Origin of the sequence: Chroogloeocystis siderophila 5.2 s.c.1 (assembly GCF_001904655.1) — a bacterium.
GTDB lineage: Bacteria > Cyanobacteriota > Cyanobacteriia > Cyanobacteriales > Chroococcidiopsidaceae > Chroogloeocystis > Chroogloeocystis siderophila.
This window is the reverse complement of record NZ_MRCC01000024.1, coordinates 1-17,449: the sequence shown is the minus strand read 5'-3', so window position 1 is coordinate 17,449 and position 17,449 is coordinate 1. Positions and strand designations below refer to the sequence as shown.

Genomic DNA, 17,449 nt, shown 5'->3' with positions numbered 1-17,449 from the left:
CGCAAGTTTAGGGAATGGGAACCGATCGCAATAGCCTTTCTACAACAGATTTAGCTTTGTGTCCGCCAACCGGAATCAGACGATGACACAAAACATGAGGTGCTAGATACTTGACATCATCGGGAATTGCATAAGTGCGATCGCACAAAAACGCGAGTGCTTGCGTTGCTTTGTGTAATGCTACCGTACCGCGCGGACTCACACCCAGCATAACTTCTTCCGAATCGCGTGTCGCGCGAACAAGATCGAGAATGTAGCGTTGTAACGTTTTGTCTACCTTAACAGCTGCACAACTGCGGCGTAATTCGGCAACTTCTGCAAGTGTGATACAAGGTTGTAAATCAGCTACGGTAATGCCTTCTTGTAATCGTTGCAGCATCGCTAATTCTTCGGTTTCGCTTGGATAACCCAAACTCAACGACAACATAAAGCGATCCATTTGCGCTTCGGGTAAGGGAAAAGTTCCTTGATATTCAATCGGGTTTTGTGTCGCAATCACAAAAAAAGGACTCGGAACAGGTCGCGAAACGCCATCAACGGTGACTTGTTCCTCTTCCATGACTTCTAATAGCGCCGATTGCGTACGGGGTGTCGCGCGATTGATTTCGTCTGCTAGCAGTACATTTGTAAATACGGGACCTGGAAGATATTCAAACTCGCCTGTTTTGGGATTCCAAATGTTCGTTCCGGTAATATCTGTTGGTAGCAAGTCGGGAGTACATTGTAAGCGTTGAAATTTACCCGCAACCGAACGCGCTAATGATTTTGCGAGTAACGTTTTGCCTACGCCAGGAACATCTTCTAGCAGTACATGACCTCCAGCAAGTAGGGAAACTAACACTAAGCGGATGGGTTCAGCTTTACCAACAATCGTACGACTCAGGTTTTGCGTCAGAATCTCAATTTTTTTCATGCACTACTGTCGTTTTTTTTTAAATAAGCCATGAAGTGTTACAGATTGAGAACACTTGGCAAGTTCATCACTTAGTGTTCCCTTGTAATTCCTCTTTTGCAGCAGTGCAGTCAAGTTGAATTTGTGCTTTTAATTCATCTAATGAAGCGAATTTCTTTTCGGGGCGTAGGAATTTTTCTAGCTGTACAGTTAACGTTTCACCGTATAAATCTCCCGACCAGTCAAATAAATATACCTCTACAGATGGATGTGTACCGCTAACTGTGGGACGAACACCAATATTCATCACGCCTAGGTGATTATCCACGCCTTGAACAAAAACCCGAACAGCGTAGACGCCATTAGCTGGTAGAAATTTTTCGGCTGGTACAGCGACATTAGCAGTCGGAAAACCAATTGTTCTACCCAACTGCTGTCCTTTTACAACGGTTCCTGTGAGGGTGTAGGGACGTCCTAATAACTCTTGGGCGCGTTGTAAATCGCCGTTTTCCAGGGCTTGACGAATCGCTGAACTACTAATGCGATCGCCTCCTCGCGCATAAATGGGAACAATCGTTACCGGAATATCAAAACTTGCTGCGATCGCTTTTAAATCTTTTGCTGTACCTGTGCGCTGCTTCCCGAAACAAAAGTTTTCACCCACACTGATTTGTTGACAGCACAACTGTTGAATGAGAATTTTTTCCACAAAGTCTTGCGGACTTAAAGAAGCTAAATTCCATGTAAATGGAATTCGTATGAGTTGGTCTACACCTAAAGCTTGAAGTTGCTGAACTTTTTCATCTAAAGGTGTCAGAAGCGATCGCTTTTTCCCTGTAAAGAACTCTTGCGGATGCGGATTAAAAGTAACGACAGTACTATAAATATGTTCAGGGCGATCCGCGCTAGATATTGGCGTTTGCGTGTCCGCAGGAACTGATAAGGGGTAAGACAGGAAGCTTCTAACCTCTTCCTGATTTTTGCTACGATGCAAAATTGGACGAATAACCTCTTGATGCCCTAAGTGAATGCCATCAAAGTTTCCTAGGGCGATCGCGGTTGGTGTCAAAGCATTAGTTAGAGATGAAGTAACCCACACGCTTTACATTTTGACATAAATAGGTCAATGGTAGCAGATTGATGAGGGGTCGGAGGTCAGAGTACGGAGGTTAGGGAAGTTTTTTGCTAATTTGGTTCTTCAATTGTTGACCCCCAGTCTTGCTTTTAGTCAAATTTCCATTCGGATAAGGGATGTAACGCGTCGAGATACGTCAAGTTGTAATGTAAAGGAGTGATGGTGATGAAGTTATGGCGAATTACTTCAACATCCGTTGGAATATCTTGAGGTAAATTTAAACCCTGTTCAGCAGGCGCGAGATCTTCAAGCAACTCTCCGGCTAACCAGTAATAAGTTTTACCGCGAGGATCGACACGCTTTTCAAAAACATCAACGTAGCGACGAATTCCCTGACGCGTGATTTTTACTCCTGCAATTTCTGCTAACTCGACTGCCGGAATATTAACGTTGAGTAACATAACCTCAGGTAAAGGGTGGCTTTTCAATTGTTCGAGTAAGTGAATTGCAAATGTCGCAGCAGGTTGAAACTCTTTAGAAGTAAAACTTGTGAGTGATAATGCCACACTAGGAATACCCTCAATGATCCCCTCCATAGCCGCCGAGACAGTACCAGAATAAAGAATATCAGTTCCTAAATTTGCTCCCTGATTGATACCAGAAAGCACGAAATCTGGTGGACTATCGAGCAATGCCCACAATGCAAGTTTAACGCAGTCAGCAGGCGTTCCCGAACAAGCCCAAGCTTTGATGCTAGGGTGAAATACCGACTCGACGAGTTCTGCACGAATCGGTTGATGTAATGTTAATCCATGTCCAGTTGCCGATCGCTCGCGATCTGGACAAACAACCGCGACTTCGTGTCCGGCTGCTGCTAAAGTATCGGCTAGAGTCCGAATTCCTAGCGCGTAAATACCATCGTCGTTGCAAATAAGTAGTTTCATAGAGGTCAGAGGTCGGAGGTTAGGAATCAGGATATCCTCAATAATTGGTTAATTGTCAGTAGTTAGTAGTCAGTACCAACTAACAACTCATTCTTCTCTCGCCCCCTCGCTCCTTGCCCCTACTCTCTTTTAAACTGATACGATACACTTATATTGATTTGAACAGCTGGCTTTCAGAGAATTACTGTTGAATACGACAAGCATGAGCAATCAGCCTAGCACTTTAAAGGCTCAACTGGAAACTTTACGACAAGAAGGCATAAGCGCGATCGCTACTGCTGATTCCTTGGATCGTTTAGAGGAACTTCGAGTAGTTTACCTCGGTAAGAAGGGTCAGTTATCAGGATTGCTGCGCAGCATGGGGCAATTGAGTGCTGAAGAACGTCCGCAAATCGGGGCGATCGCTAATACTGTTAAAGAAGCCCTACAAGCAGAAATCGAAAAGCAGCGTCACAAGTTACAAGCGGTGGCGATTCAAGCACAATTAGAAGCAGAAACAATTGATGTGACAATGCCTGGTGTTTATCGCCCGCTTGGTCGCGTTCACCCGCTTCATAGTACAATAGATCGCGTGCTGGATATCTTTGTTGGTCTAGGCTACACTGTGGCTCAAGGACCAGAGATGGAAACTGACTACTATAACTTTGAAGCACTCAATTTCCAAGCGGATCACCCTGCACGTGATATGCAGGATACTTTATTTCTTCCTGATGGAAATTTATTGCGGACGCATACTTCCAACGTGCAAATTCACTACATGGAAGACAACGATCCGCCAGTACGCGTCGCAATTCCAGGACGTTGCTATCGTCGCGATACTGTAGATGCTACTCATGCCGCAGTGTTTCACCAAATCGAAATTTTGGCAGTCGATGAAGGCTTGACTTTCACTGACCTCAAAGGAACGGTTAAAATATTTTTACAAGAATTATTCGGCGATTCACCAATTCGCTTCCGTGCAAGTTATTTCCCTTTCACCGAACCTTCAGCCGAAGTAGACGTGCAATGGAAAGGTCGCTGGTTAGAGGTAATGGGCTGCGGTATGGTTGACCCGAATGTGCTGAAAGCGGTAGGATACGACCCTGAAGTTTATACCGGCTTCGCGGCAGGTATGGGTGTGGAAAGATTAGCGATGGTACTGCACGAAATAGATGATATTCGGCGTTTCTACAACAGCGACTTGCGGTTTTTGCAACAATTCTAAAATAGGATTAACTGATAGCTATTTTATTAGCTTAGTAAGATACTCAGCTAGTCTTTCCTACATATTACTTGTTGTGTAGATTTTAATTAAATCAAAAAAACAAGCAGCAAGGAGGTAACTTCATGCTGAAAACTTCAGAAAAAAACACGAGATCTTTTTATAATTGGTTTGATCGAGAACGTATAGTTCATAGCCTAGAACTTGTACAAAACCTAATTGTGGTTTTGTTGTGCATCGGATTGTTTTGCACTATGCTGATTCGGCTAGGTGATATATTTATTTCACTATTACAACCATTGAGATTTCAAGATATAACTTCAGATATTTTATTCATTTTGATATTAGTCGAGCTATTTCGCTTGCTTATTATTTATTTGCAAGAACAACGGATTTCAGTAGGTGTAGCAGTAGAAGTTTCAATTGTATCTGTCTTGCGAGAAGTTATAATTCGAGAGGTTTTAGAAATTCCTTGGCAACAAATTTTAGCAGTTTGTGCTTTTTTATTAATTTTAGCTTTGTTACTATTAACTCGTGCTTGGATGGCGAAGATTTTTAATACAATTTCATTAGAAAACAATCAGAAGTTGAGTGAAAATGCAAGAGATCATTCTGTAGAAAAACGCGTACCAATTTAGTAGATCTATTTTAAACAGCGATCGCAGTGCCCACATTTAAATTCTGTGTTAAAACCAAATGCACCTAAAAGAAATTGCCAGCGACACGAATGAGTATTGAGATATTCATTGATTTGATGACCAAGGTAAATTTGTCTAGGAGACCTTAAGCTTGTTTGATGAATAATGTAGTGAAATGGATCTTGCCATTCAATTTGACCATGACTATGAAGTAGCGCAAGGGCGATCACACTTTCAGCATCTCGTGGAACTTTGCCTTGTTTAGGTAATTTTTTAGCTAACTGCTGGGCTTTGGTGTATTGCGATCGCAGTTTTTGTGTAAAAAATTCTTGACGTTGTTTATCTTCAGGATTTAGCCATCCTGTAGGTTCACTTACAAGGGTTAGCGCGATGCTTGGTTTACCATCACGCCCTGCGCGTCCAATTTCTTGGACATATTCTGAAAGTAGCAACGGTGCATGAAAGTGAATAACCCAGCGGACATCGGGCTTATTAATTCCCATACCAAAGGCTGAGGTGCAGATCACAAAGGGGATTTTACCTTTTAACCAGTCAGTCTCAATTTCTCGGCGTTCTTCTGGGCTTAATCCAGCATGATAAGCAGCAGTAAGATAAACTTGTTGGTTTAACCATGCGGCAAGGCTTTCACTATCTCTGCGCGTGCGGACATAGACTAATCCAGCTTGTTGGGGTTTGGTTTGAATAAATTTTAATAATTGTTGTTTGCGTCCGCGTGGTGTCCATACCATTTGTACTTTGAGATGAAGATTTGGACGATAGGGATTTTGGCGAAAAACTTGGGGCTGTTGGAGTTGTAAAACTTGTTGAATCGTGGCTTGTGCCGTTGGATCGGCGGTGGCGGTAAAAGCGGCAATCGCAATTTTTGTTCCTTTAGGTTTTGATTGTAGCAGTGCGGGGCGTACTGTCCCTAAACGGCGGTATGCAGGGCGAAACGTATCTCCCCACTGTACTAAACAATGCGCTTCATCAAGAATCAGGCTGTTAATTTGCAGTTGCGGTTGACACAACCTTTTCCATACAGGTGCGCTAAAAAGTGTTTCGGGTGAAAGGTATAGTAACTTTAGCTGCTGTTGTTCGAGTTGCTGTAAGATTTGTTTGCGTTGATATGTTGGTAATTCGCTGTGTAATAGTGCGGCTGCTAGGTGGCGATCGCGTAATTCTTTGACTTGATTTTCCATCAAAGCGACTAACGGCGACACAACAAGTGTTAGCCCAGGCTGAAGTAATGCAGGAAGTTGAAAGCAAATCGATTTACCACCGCCTGTAGGCATGATAATAAGCGTGTCTTGCTGTGATAATAGACTACGGATAATTTCTTCTTGAGGTTGGCGGAATTCTGGATATCCCCAAATTCTTTTTAAGGTGTCTCGCAATGTATTGGTAGGAATCGCGTTTAACTCATTCATCAGCAACCTGGTAGGAACTCATCAGCATTTACATTTAAGGTTTCCCAGATAACGTCAATGCGATCACTTAGTGACTGAAGTCACAGCTTAACGAACCCTGTCCACCTCCGCGGACTCACACCTTAGGCTTGTATAGCACTACGTCTTGTTTAGGACACGTTAAATGGCTAACCGCCTGTCTCCTAGCATATAATCTGAGCCACTCTGTGTACTTTTTGCCAAGCGTTTAGTAACACAAAAAACCTATTAACTTAACAAAATTCTTTTCTCTCAGTCCAACTGATACAATATTTTGTCTTGCTCACAACAGACTTTAAGGCAATAAAAGTGTTGATACCTATGTCAACGTTGTATTCGGATGTAAATATTGAATGTTTTTTTGAGAAAAATGGATAAAGATAGAAGTCAAGCTTACTGGCGGGCTAATATAGCTTTAATCCGAAATCTTTTGATTGTCTGGGCGCTAGTATCACTCATTTTCAGCATTTTACTCGTTGAACCACTCAACGCAATACAACTTGGTCGAGTTCCCCTCGGTTTTTGGATGGCACAGCAAGGCTCAATTTTAACTTTTGTTGTGCTGATTTTTATCTACGCGGTTCAGATGGATCGCCTCGATCGCAAATACGGAATCAGAAAGTGAGGGTAATTTATGTCAGTTGAACTTTGGACAATTGGATTTGTTGCCCTGACTTTTGCATTGTATCTGTATATTGGTTGGTGGTCACGCGTGCGAGATAGTTCGGGTTTTTACGTTGCTGGACAAGGTGTTCCCCCGATTGCTAACGGCGCAGCAACAGCAGCAGATTGGATGTCGGCGGCTTCGTTTATTTCGATGGCGGGGCTAATTTCGTTTTTGGGCTACGACGGTTCTATTTATTTAATGGGTTGGACTGGGGGATATGTTTTATTAGCGTTACTTTTAGCGCCATACCTGCGCAAGTTTGGTAAATATACTGTGCCAGATTTTGTGGGCGATCGCTATTATTCCAACGTTGCGCGTTTGGTTGCGGTGGTTGCGGCTTTATTTGTGTCGCTTACCTATGTTGCAGGACAAATGCGCGGTGTAGGTATTGTCTTCAGCCGCTTTTTACAAGTAGATATCGCCACAGGTGTAATTATCGGAATGGTGATTGTCGCCTTTTTCTCGGTATTAGGCGGAATGAAAGGCATTACCTGGACGCAAGTTGCACAGTACTGTATATTAATCGTTGCATTTTTGATTCCAGCGTCAGCGATCGCGCTTTTACTCACAGGAAACCCGATTCCGCAACTTGCTTTTACGTTTAGCGATATTGTTGCAAACTTGAACCAAGTTCAACTCGATCTAGGTTTTCAGGAATACACGCAGCCGTTTGCGAATAAAACGCAGTTGGATGTTCTTTTCATTACAATTGCCTTGATGGTGGGAACTGCGGGATTACCGCACGTGATTGTACGTTTTTACACAGTTCCTGATGTTCGCGCTGCGCGTTATTCGGCGGGTTGGGCGTTACTGTTTATCGCCTTGCTGTATACTAGCGCCCCAGCATTAGCAACTTTTGCGCGGTATAACCTAATTAACTCTTTACACAATCAAACCATTGGGGAAGTTCGTCAGCTTGATTGGGCGAACAAGTGGGAAAGAACAAAACTACTGGCTTTTGACGATAAGAATAACAACGGGCGTTTTGAATTAACTCCCGATACCGCAACGAACGAAATTACGATTGACCCTGATATTATTGTGCTGTCTACCCCAGAAGTTGCTCGACTTGCGCCGTGGGTTATTGCTATTGTTGCAGCAGGAGGATTAGCAGCAGCGTTATCTACCGCATCAGGATTACTCTTGGTGATTTCAAGTTCAGTCGCGCACGATATTTACTATCGCATTCTTAAACCCGATGCCACAGAAAAACAACGCGTGTTTGTTGGACGAATTATGGTAGGGTTTGCTGTCGCGCTAGCAGGTTATTTTGGTATCAATCCTCCTGGCTTTGTTGCGCAGGTTGTTGCTTTTGCGTTCGGTCTAGCTGCTGCTAGCTTCTTCCCTGTAATTATTCTGGGTATTTTTGATAAGCGCACAAACCGCGAAGGCGCGATCGCGGGAATGATTGCTGGCTTACTCTTTACGATCTTCTACATTGTTGGTGTTAAATTCTCTGGAATGACACCGTGGTTCTTTGGCGTTTCCGCTGAAGGAATTGGCACTTTGGGGATGATCATTAACTTTATTGTCACCCTAGTTGTTTCGCGTCTGACACCACCACCACCACTCGCAGTCCAAGAAATGGTAGAAGACTTGCGATCGCCATCCGGAGAATTACCTCCCGAAGCCGTACATTAAAATCGGAAACGGGCTTTGGGCGCAGATAGGGACTAAATATAAATTATCTCGTTAGTGCGGGCAAGGCAATGCCTTGCCCCTCAATTTGCAATCACCGCAATACACTCAATTTCTACCAATACATCTTTCGGTAAACGCGACACCTCGACACACGCTCGCGCAGGCGCTGTAGATTCGTCAAAATATTGACTATACACTGCATTCATTGCCGCAAAATTATTCATATCTGATAAAAATACAGTCGTTTTTACGACATCTTGAAATGTTGCGCCAGCAGCTTCTAAAATTGCCTTGACATTTGCCATAACTTGTGTAGTTTGTTGTGCGACATCTTCACCAATGATCCCACTTGACGCATCGAGGGGAATTTGACCAGCGACAAAAATCATTTGACCACTTGCTGCGATCGCTTGATTATAGGGTCCTACGGGCGCAGGCGCAGAGTTTGTACGAATAACTTTTCGCGTCATTGTGTATTTAGTTCTAATTGTGTATTTAGTTCTAATTAAGACAAACGAGGTCGGATACCGTAATGGCGATAATGCCAATAATCGCGCAAAATGCGATCGTGATCGAAGCAAAGATTTGTAGGAATGCGCCACGATTCAAAAATTCCCAAGTTTTTCGCATCATCTCCAGCTTGTGGTTCGCCTGTTGCGGTTGCTAAAAAAACCACACTCAACGTGTGCTGGCGTGGATCGCGCTGTGGGTCAGAATACACCTGAAATTGTTCTATCAGTTCCACTTGCAAGCCTATTTCTTCTTTCGCTTCGCGTTGGGCGGCTGATTCTACAGATTCGCCATAGTCAACAAAACCACCAGGAATTGCCCATCCTAAAGGCGGGTTATCGCGTTCAATTAAGATAATAGGTCGATGCGGTCTATCGATTAACTCGATAATGATATCAACTGTAGGAACAGGATTTCGGTAGTTCATCTAAAAAGTTTTTAAACGAAAGCCACAAGTTTCTATTTCTTGTTTCATTTATCACTCATTAACGGATAGCCAAGACGTTGTAGTTCTGTACCAGCGATCGCTTCGTACCTTACTAAATCTTCTCCCACAAGAATATCTTGCCATTTAGTCTTACTGTTTTTAACGACAGAACCACTATTCTCTTGATTACTGCTAATTTCATTCGATTTAGATTGATTTCTAACAGGATGTAATGCTACAGCTTGTTCTGCATCACTCAATGTAACAGGTAAACCAATAAACTTGGCTACTAAAAACAGTTGCTCAGCCGTCGATTTTTTCAAATCCTCATAATAAATAATTTTGTAACTCTCTGGGTTTCGCTTTTCCAACCCATCTAGCCAACCTGCAACGTGTGTGTGCCATGAACAAGGCCAAACATTATTATCAAAGTAGATATCAAGTACCGATATATCTGGTTTTATTTTTCCTTCTTTTAAAAGCAGAAAATAATATGATAAAAGTGCGTCTCTACCATCTCTAACGACATAGACTACTTTTGCAGGTATATCTACAAAAGGAGTATGGCTCTTTACAATAAGTGGTTTTATATTTGGCTTTTTTTTATTCTCTGGTTTATATATATGAATATCGGGAACTATACTCTCCATCAGCTGCCAAACAGCTTCTTCCTTGCAGATCAGCGCAGTGAGCAAGCGTCTTAGCCAAGTATTTCCAGATCGGGGAAAAGATATTAAATAAGTTTCCTCATTCGTTACTCGTGGAAAAAGATAGGGATGATCGTAGTATTTCCCATAGAATAAACGCTTCATCTTACTCAGTGAGTCGCTGACAGGCGTTAAGAAAGAGCCGTGTGCGTTCATAGCTTTCTGCTAAATGACTTCTTATGATATTTTACATTTTAAGTCTTGTATATTTAACACATAATATCAACTGCTTATATGTATTTTAACGTTATGTATTACTCATAATCATGAGATTTTCATAATTACGCTACATTTGTCATTCAATTTTTTAATTTTGCTAGTTTTCCAACAATGGTTAACAAGAGATTACATTTTAATTATAGTCATAAATTTTAACCTTTAAAAGCTGAGAAGTTTATTCGTAGTTTAATGTTAAAAGTATATCTTTGAATTTTTTATTAAGAAAATCTTGAGTTTCTGTTTTCAACTTCTCTTTGTGGTCACCTGGAAGCGCTTTTCTAATATGATTTAGCTTATTTTCTTCTACTTTTTTATTTCCACCCTTAAGTTCAAATAAAGCATTAATATCTTTTTCTTCAATATCGATATTAAAGCATTCTCCTAATTGTTTAACCCATAAATCAAAATCCTGAATAAAGTCTTCATATCGCAACCACTTAATGTTTCTATCCTTAATCAGAAAATGACAATATTCACTATATATTTTATGAAAACGCTCTGCTCTCTCGCGCACGTATTCATCTACTGTTTGCTGTTGAACTCTCTGCCGATACTGTAAAAATTCTTTCTGTTGATTTTCATTAATAGGTAAAGTATGACTATAGTTTATAGAGTAGTAGTTTGAGACAATGACGTCTCGAGGATCTCTCAGCATTAAAACAATGCAATATTTCTCCAAGTTATTGATTGGAACATACTGCCGTAGTGGACTATATAAAATTCCATTATGACGAAAAGCTACAGCTTGCTTTTCTTCTAGTACTTTATATACTTCTTGATTCAAATAGTGCCAAACATAGCTAGCCAAATTTACTGACATTAAATGAAGGTATTTTTCATTCAAATATCTTATGCAGTTATTCATGTAAGTGGATGCGCATTTTCGTGTAGTGAAAAATAACACACTAGTTTGGTTACTCGTTGATATTTCCCTACCTTTTAGTAACTTAATTTCATTACTATATACTTTATTTTTTTTGTAGTTTTCTTTGATTTCTTTTGCTATCTTGTTAGGTAATAGCGTTTTAATCGTTTGCCGTAAGTACATAAAGTAACACCTTCGACTAATTTTGTTTTTGGAGTACAAATAGTATTCTAAGCAGAAGGGCAAAATTTCCGTCAACAAAAGTGACTGGTATTTTACCATAAAACTACTGTTATATTTTGTGCTATAAAATACATTTGCTTACTGAGATACTAGCATTACTTTATGCATTTAAGCCATGTACTGTTTTTCCTAACTACAGATAGGTTTGAAACACAGTCGAGCGTGTTAAATTCATGGCGACTGCTTCTAACACTTTAGATGAAATATGCCTTTTCCCAGAGCTAGTGGCATTCTGCTACATCCCACCTCCTTCCCAAGTAAATTTGGCATCGGCGATCTTGGCGAATCCGCTTATTCCTTTATTGATTTTTTAGTACAAAGCGCTCAACAGTTGTGGCAGGTTTTACCACTAGGACCTACAGGTTATGGTAACTCTCCTTACGCCTCATACTCGGCAATGGCGGGTAATCCTCTGTTGATTAGCCCAGAAAGCTTAGAAAAACAAGGGTTGTTGACAGCCGAGGACTTCGTTAATTTACCAGAGTTTCCGCGCAACAAAGTTGATTTTGACCAAGTTGTACCAATTAAGCTTCCTTTACTCAAGAAAGCTTGCGAAAATTTTAGGGCAAAAGCAACACCGCAACAACAGCAAGAATTCGCGCAATTCTGTACAGCCAAAGCTTATTGGTTAGATGATTATGCGTTGTTCATGGCGCTGAAAGATACGAATGAAGGTGTCAGTTGGTATCAGTGGGAAACAGAAATTGCGCGTCGTCATCCAGAGGCTTTAACGCGATCGCAGCAACAGCTAGAAGCAGAAATTTTCTACCACAAATTTGTACAGTTTGAGTTTTTCCGCCAGTGGAATGAACTCAAACACTACGCAAATCAGCAGGGTATCGTCATTATTGGTGATATCCCGATTTATGTAGCGCATGATAGTGCTGATGTCTGGGCAAATCCAGAGATTTTTTGTTTGGACGAAGAAACAGGCGAAGTCGCCTTAATGGCGGGAGTTCCCCCAGATTACTTTAGTGAAACAGGTCAATTGTGGGGCAATCCTGTATACAACTGGGAGAAGTTACAGCAACTCAATTTTAAGTGGTGGGTGCAACGGTTTCAAGCGATCCTTGATTACGTTGATATTATTCGGATTGACCATTTTCGGGGGTTTCAAGCTTACTGGGCGGTAGAACAAGGAGAAACGACTGCGATAAATGGCGAGTGGATTGAAGCCCCAGGCGAAGCGTTATTTCAAGCTATTAATGAACAGTTGGGTAAGCTTCCGGTGTTAGCCGAAGATTTAGGCGTGATTACGCCCGAAGTTGAGGCGCTGCGCGATCGCTTTGAATTTCCTGGAATGAAGATTTTGCAGTTTGCCTTTGGTTCCGATGCCGCTAATCCTTTTTTACCATTCAACTTTCCACGTAACTGCGTCGTATACACAGGAACGCACGATAATGATACAACAGTAGGTTGGTTTAACAGTGCTTCTGAGTACGAAAAAGAAAGATTACAGCGTTACTTGGGTTGTTTAAGTTCTGATGGTATTCACTGGGATCTGATTCGCTTAGCATTAAGTTCGGTAGCAAATCAAGCGCTGATTCCACTCCAGGATTTATTGGGCTTACCGACAGAAGCACGCATGAATTATCCCAGTAAACCCGAAGGTAACTGGGAATGGCGCTATCCTTCAGACGATCTCACTTCTGAGTTGCGCGATCGCCTCAAATCTTTGACAGAATTATACGGTCGCGCTCCTATGAAGAGGAAGTAGGGGCGCGGGGTGAGGGGTGAGTAATTAGTTTTGAGTTGGAGAAAGTCTTATAACTAATAATTTCTCTGATCCCTGACCTCTCAACAATTCAGAGTCGCTGATTTGCTGCAAAAGTGACTTCCTGCATTTGACCTGGATTGCCAATTTGTTTAGCTTTTTCTTGATTAAACTGCACTAAAACGCCGCCAGCATTTTCTGTTTTGAGGGTGAGTTCTTCCTCAGCTTCCCAAGTGCGTTGGGTTCCTTGGGGAAGAGTTCCTTCAAACGTTGTTTGACCATCAGCCGTAACCCTTAGCCATGATTGAGCTTTGAGCGTTACGCTAATTCTGACTGGTTTGCTATCTTGATTCGCAGTACTAACAGATTGGATATCTGATTGTTGCGATCGCGTTTGTGTAGGTAGTAACTGCTGTACGCGTTGAAAACTACTTTCTTGCAGTTGATTACGACTCAAAGTGTACGATAAAGCATTAACAGCCCAAAAAACAACAAATAAATATAACAAATAAAGATGAATCGGTCGTAATTGTGCTGCGGGTAAGATTCGCTGCGTAGGTTTAAGCAATATTCGCCGATCTTCTATAGGGAAGTTGCGAGCCAACTCAGTTCCATCTAAACCAAGAGCATCAGCGTATTGCTTAATATAACTTTGAATATAAATTGGTTCGGGGAGTTCTTCTCTATTTCCTGCTTCGATTGCCTTGAGTAAATGTCGTGGAATCATTGTTCTCAACGCGACTCTTTCTAAGGATAAAGCTTGAACTTGGCGCGCTTGACGTAATTGCGCACCTATTTCTAACAACTTCTCGGCGCTTTGTTGTTCTAGCGACGGTTCAATTTTAACTTTCTGCTTCCTACACCACTTGATCATTTGTCACTCCTTGATTGCACTTGATTCCTGAATACGTACGCGGTCTGTTTGATCGCGTAAAAAACGTAGTTCAAAATCTTGTAACGGACGATAGCAGCCCTCAGGTAAAGGCGGCGGTTGTAATCGAATCAAGCCAATCGCCGTACGCTGTAACTGATGTACGGGATACCCTAATTGCTGAGCAATACGTCGTATTTGTCGATTCCTCCCCTCTTGTAAAATCACCTCTAAGCAAGTATGAGTGTGATTTTGATCGACTATGCTGACACGCGCAGGTCGAGTTTTACGGTTATCCAAAATCACACCACGACGCCATTGTTGTAATACCGCTGGTGGTGGATGACCTTCTACCCACACCTGATAAGTTTTTGTAATACTGTGCCTAGGGTGTGTTAGTGCGAGTGTTAGGTGGCCATCGTTAGTCAGCAGTAACGCTCCTGTAGAATCTGCATCTAGGCGTCCAACAGGATGAATGCCTTGACCGACACGTAATTCTGGCGACAGGAGATCCATAACAGTGCGGCGTCCTTGGGGATCGTGACGAGTAGATATAACTCCAGCTGGTTTGTTGAGTAAGAGATAAACTGGTTGCGGACGCGATCGCAGTTGAAGCAGTTTACCGTCAACTGTAATGGCATCAACTTGGGGATCGGCTTTCTGTCCTAACTCAATGACTTTTCCATTGCACCGCACCCTTCCCAGCCGAATCATCTCTTCTGCTTGTCGCCGTGACGCAACACCCCACTGGGAGAGAATTTTTTGAATTCTTTCCTCCATGATAAAAAAAATTAATGAGTTCTGCCCATACAAAATTTTGTCATTGTATGTAGCAGATTGTGTACAAATATTAAAGAATCACTACGAGTTCAATCATAAGAGCTAGGGGCAAAAACGTGGGGAGTCAAAAGACAGAAGTAGAAGCGGAACATAACCGTACATCGATAACCGAGGGCATGACTTCAGACAACCATTCTAAACAAAGTCGCATGATCGCCAAAGTGCTATCGCCTGCGGTACGGTTGTGGTTGCGATCGCAAGTTCAGCAAGTCGCGCATCTCGATGTTCAAATTTCAGGAGGCGATCGCCAAATTCTCTCAGGTTATATTCCCCAAGTGTCTATTTCGGCGCAAAACGCAGTTTATCAAGGACTTTATCTCACCCGACTGGAAATCGCAGGCAAAAATATTAAAACAAATCTGGGCGGAGTGTTGCGCGGTCAACCATTACGATTACTCGAACCTATACCAGTTTTCGGCGAAGTATGCTTGAATGAATCTGACTTAAATACTTCTTTAAAGTCTCCCTTACTTGCAGAGGCGCTGACTACCTTACTTAAATCGTTTCTTCCAGAAAATAGCATTACACATGAAGCAGTTCACTGGGAGCAAGTTAATATAGGATGCGATCGCCTGACAATCAACGGCATAATAGCAAGCGATTGCCAAATGCCACTCATGCTAAACACGCGATTAGAATTAATTGATGGTCAAACGTTAGCGTTAAAAGAACTACAAATTCAATTCGACACAGAATTATTTGATATCGACTATTTTCAGATCGATCTCGGCTCAGAAGTTGCAATTGAGACATTGACTTTAACTTCAGGTCAACTGCTGTGTTGTGGTCGCATCAATGTTCTTCCCTAAAATTGGTAACTGGTAATTGGCGAAGCCGCCGCACGCTGCTTGTGGTGTCCCAAGCAGAACGGCGGTCATGGGAAAAAATCTACTATTACCTATTACACATTCCCAAACGTTATTTAAACAACGATCCGATCATTTCCGACATTTGATCCGATCTTTTCCTACTGCCAATAGTGATGGTTTTCTCTAAGCTAGATGGTATCAGCAATCCATTGGGCGATCGCGATTAGCCTCAAGAACAACACTCACAGAATTGCATTATTCAATTCTACTGAACTGCAACTTGATATTTATTTCAGCTTAATAGCTTAATTCTGGCTGCTGTATTAAGCACGTCGCGGATGGTTTTGTGCTGACAACGCTGGCTACTAGCACATTACATTTAAACCCACTACTAACAAAACGACAAAACTATGATTATTTCAGAAAAAATCTCCAAACAGACAAAAGCGATCGTTGCACTAGCAACTTTGATGTCTGCGACAGCAATTACTACTAGCCCAGCATGGGCTGATTCATACAAAGCATTCCCAGGTAGTATGTGTCAGCACTCAACTTCTACTGATCTGCCAAAACTTGTTCGAGGGCCAAATTACATATATAACTCTAGTACTTCGTATGCATATGTAGCTTGTCCCATTGTTCGGGGAGTCCCTGGAGACGATGAAGGTACTACGGACTGGACCTTATACGACTGTTTATGTACTTAAAAATTACAACAATCAGACAGTGACTTGCACTCTTTCAGGTTACTGGTCAGATAGCGATGGTGCAAGTAGTCAGAGTGCGGGCACAAGTACTCAAGGAATGTCATCGATGAGTACTGCAAGAATTGCCAAAAGAAATATTTATGGACTTTTTTGCAGTTTAGCGCCACATAGTGGGATTTACAGTTATTACTCGTTCTTCAAGTGAGCGTGTTCATATCAAATTGCTTTTGACGTACAACCACAGGGACATAAAGGAAAGTTGCATAACATCTATTTATTCCCTACTCAACAAATATTGAAGATTTTGTAAATCAAGCACCTGAAACTAAGAGTAAATATGATTCCTCCTACTATTGAATTCGCATCCTTTCAAGATGTTTTGGATTTCATTGAAACCAAAAAAGCAGAGTTTGCTCAAGCTCCCCTATTTCAATTCATGCAAGACAGCAGTATCTCTCCGTTACAACGACTAGGATTTTCTCCTTGTATCGCCCATTTCATCATGAGTTTTGGGGATCTCAATAAATACGTATTTCGTGACGAGACTAGCAACTTTGATCTAGTTCAAAACGCGATCAACGAGCATACCTATGAAGATGACCATCATTGGCATTGGTTCCTGCGAGATTTGCAGGTGTTAGGATTTGACCGTCCTAAAAGCTTTGTGGATACCTTACGATTTCTCTGGGGCAACGACACTTGCATCACTCGACAATTATCCTATCAACTTTCTGCATATACCCTAAATGCCGATCCCATTGTCAAAATGGCAGCTATTGAAGCTATTGAAGCCACAGGAGATATTTTATTTAGCCACACTACACAAGTCGCTCAGGAGTTACAAAGCATCACGCAACAGGAATGTATTTACTTTGGCAAGTTTCATCTTACTGTTGAAACGGGACATGCTGTTAGAGATAACAATAGTGAGTTTCAACTCGCATCTATTCCCTTAAGTTTAGAGATGAGACAACTAGCACAGGAGTTACGCAGTTGGGTTAAGAACGAAACGGGGAGCCGCTAAGTAGACACGA

Annotated in this window: 17 protein-coding genes; 7 read left to right on the top strand and 10 right to left on the bottom strand. The window is 41.9% G+C overall.

Translation table 11 applies throughout. The annotated features are described in order from the left end of the window. Window positions 1–7 precede the first annotated feature (7 nt). From NIES1031_RS21170 to surE, 3 genes are all read right to left on the bottom strand, one after another. Window positions 8–913 carry an AAA family ATPase gene (locus NIES1031_RS21170; protein WP_073551432.1) on the bottom strand — a complete coding sequence of 302 codons (906 nt, stop codon included), beginning with the start codon at window positions 911–913 and terminating at the stop codon, window positions 8–10. A gap of 67 nt (window positions 914–980) precedes the next feature. After that, on the bottom strand, window positions 981–1,991 hold the full coding sequence (locus NIES1031_RS21165; RefSeq protein ID WP_073551431.1) for a bifunctional riboflavin kinase/FAD synthetase: 1,011 nt from the start codon (window positions 1,989–1,991) through the stop codon (window positions 981–983). A gap of 125 nt (window positions 1,992–2,116) precedes the next feature. Continuing rightward, window positions 2,117–2,911 carry a 5'/3'-nucleotidase SurE gene (surE, locus tag NIES1031_RS21160; protein ID WP_073551430.1) on the bottom strand — a complete coding sequence of 265 codons (795 nt, stop codon included), beginning with the start codon at window positions 2,909–2,911 and terminating at the stop codon, window positions 2,117–2,119. Between the two features lie 202 nt (window positions 2,912–3,113). On the opposite strand from surE, the gene pheS reads away from it, so the two are divergent. Beyond that, window positions 3,114–4,115: a phenylalanine--tRNA ligase subunit alpha gene (pheS, locus tag NIES1031_RS21155; protein WP_073551429.1), complete on the top strand. Its 1,002-nt coding sequence runs from the start codon at window positions 3,114–3,116 to the stop codon at window positions 4,113–4,115. A gap of 122 nt (window positions 4,116–4,237) precedes the next feature. Beyond that, window positions 4,238–4,750, top strand: a complete 513-nt coding sequence (locus NIES1031_RS21150) for a phosphate-starvation-inducible PsiE family protein (RefSeq protein ID WP_073551428.1) — start codon at window positions 4,238–4,240, stop codon at window positions 4,748–4,750. Between the two features lie 5 nt (window positions 4,751–4,755). On the opposite strand, the gene NIES1031_RS21145 is transcribed toward NIES1031_RS21150, so the two are convergent. Continuing rightward, window positions 4,756–6,177: a RecQ family ATP-dependent DNA helicase gene (locus NIES1031_RS21145; protein ID WP_073551427.1), complete on the bottom strand. Its 1,422-nt coding sequence runs from the start codon at window positions 6,175–6,177 to the stop codon at window positions 4,756–4,758. 388 nt (window positions 6,178–6,565) lie between these two features. On the opposite strand from NIES1031_RS21145, the gene NIES1031_RS21140 reads away from it, so the two are divergent. Both NIES1031_RS21140 and NIES1031_RS21135 read left to right on the top strand, forming a co-directional pair. Further along, window positions 6,566–6,820, top strand: a complete 255-nt coding sequence (locus NIES1031_RS21140) for a DUF4212 domain-containing protein (protein WP_015187708.1) — start codon at window positions 6,566–6,568, stop codon at window positions 6,818–6,820. A 9-nt stretch (window positions 6,821–6,829) separates the two neighbouring features. After that, a complete protein-coding gene (locus NIES1031_RS21135; RefSeq protein ID WP_073551426.1) occupies window positions 6,830–8,503 on the top strand; it encodes a sodium:solute symporter family protein in 1,674 nt (557 codons plus the stop codon). Between the two features lie 80 nt (window positions 8,504–8,583). Here NIES1031_RS21135 and NIES1031_RS21130 read toward each other — a convergent pair whose 3' ends face one another. The 4 genes from NIES1031_RS21130 to NIES1031_RS21115 all read right to left on the bottom strand — a co-directional run bounded on the left by NIES1031_RS21130 (window position 8,584) and on the right by NIES1031_RS21115 (window position 11,414). Then, on the bottom strand, window positions 8,584–8,973 hold the full coding sequence (locus NIES1031_RS21130; RefSeq protein ID WP_073551425.1) for a RidA family protein: 390 nt from the start codon (window positions 8,971–8,973) through the stop codon (window positions 8,584–8,586). Between the two features lie 35 nt (window positions 8,974–9,008). Continuing rightward, window positions 9,009–9,440, bottom strand: coding sequence for an NUDIX domain-containing protein (locus tag NIES1031_RS21125; RefSeq protein WP_073551424.1), 432 nt, complete (start codon window positions 9,438–9,440; stop codon window positions 9,009–9,011). Window positions 9,441–9,484: 44 nt separating this feature from the next. Beyond that, window positions 9,485–10,303 (bottom strand): sulfotransferase domain-containing protein, encoded by an 819-nt coding sequence (locus tag NIES1031_RS21120; protein ID WP_073551423.1) that lies wholly within the window; start codon window positions 10,301–10,303, stop codon window positions 9,485–9,487. A 238-nt stretch (window positions 10,304–10,541) separates the two neighbouring features. Further along, entirely contained in the window at window positions 10,542–11,414 is an 873-nt protein-coding gene (locus NIES1031_RS21115; RefSeq protein WP_073551422.1) for a sulfotransferase domain-containing protein, read from the bottom strand. Window positions 11,415–11,679: 265 nt separating this feature from the next. Here NIES1031_RS21115 and malQ point away from each other — a divergent pair, with 265 nt between their 5' ends. Further along, the gene (gene malQ, locus NIES1031_RS21110) at window positions 11,680–13,191 is read left to right on the top strand and encodes a 4-alpha-glucanotransferase (RefSeq protein WP_073551421.1); all 1,512 of its coding nucleotides are present in this window, start codon (window positions 11,680–11,682) and stop codon (window positions 13,189–13,191) included. 88 nt (window positions 13,192–13,279) lie between these two features. Here malQ and NIES1031_RS21105 read toward each other — a convergent pair whose 3' ends face one another. Continuing rightward, window positions 13,280–14,062: a helix-turn-helix domain-containing protein gene (locus NIES1031_RS21105; protein ID WP_084544427.1), complete on the bottom strand. Its 783-nt coding sequence runs from the start codon at window positions 14,060–14,062 to the stop codon at window positions 13,280–13,282. Window positions 14,063–14,065: 3 nt separating this feature from the next. Continuing rightward, window positions 14,066–14,839, bottom strand: coding sequence for a pseudouridine synthase (locus tag NIES1031_RS21100; protein ID WP_073551420.1), 774 nt, complete (start codon window positions 14,837–14,839; stop codon window positions 14,066–14,068). Between the two features lie 176 nt (window positions 14,840–15,015). Here NIES1031_RS21100 and NIES1031_RS21095 point away from each other — a divergent pair, with 176 nt between their 5' ends. Both NIES1031_RS21095 and NIES1031_RS21090 read left to right on the top strand, forming a co-directional pair. Then, complete coding sequence (locus tag NIES1031_RS21095) at window positions 15,016–15,708, top strand: LmeA family phospholipid-binding protein (RefSeq protein WP_073551419.1); 693 nt, start codon at window positions 15,016–15,018, stop codon at window positions 15,706–15,708. Between the two features lie 1,044 nt (window positions 15,709–16,752). Further along, a complete protein-coding gene (locus NIES1031_RS21090; protein ID WP_178378211.1) occupies window positions 16,753–17,439 on the top strand; it encodes a hypothetical protein in 687 nt (228 codons plus the stop codon). Window positions 17,440–17,449: the final 10 nt, after the last annotated feature.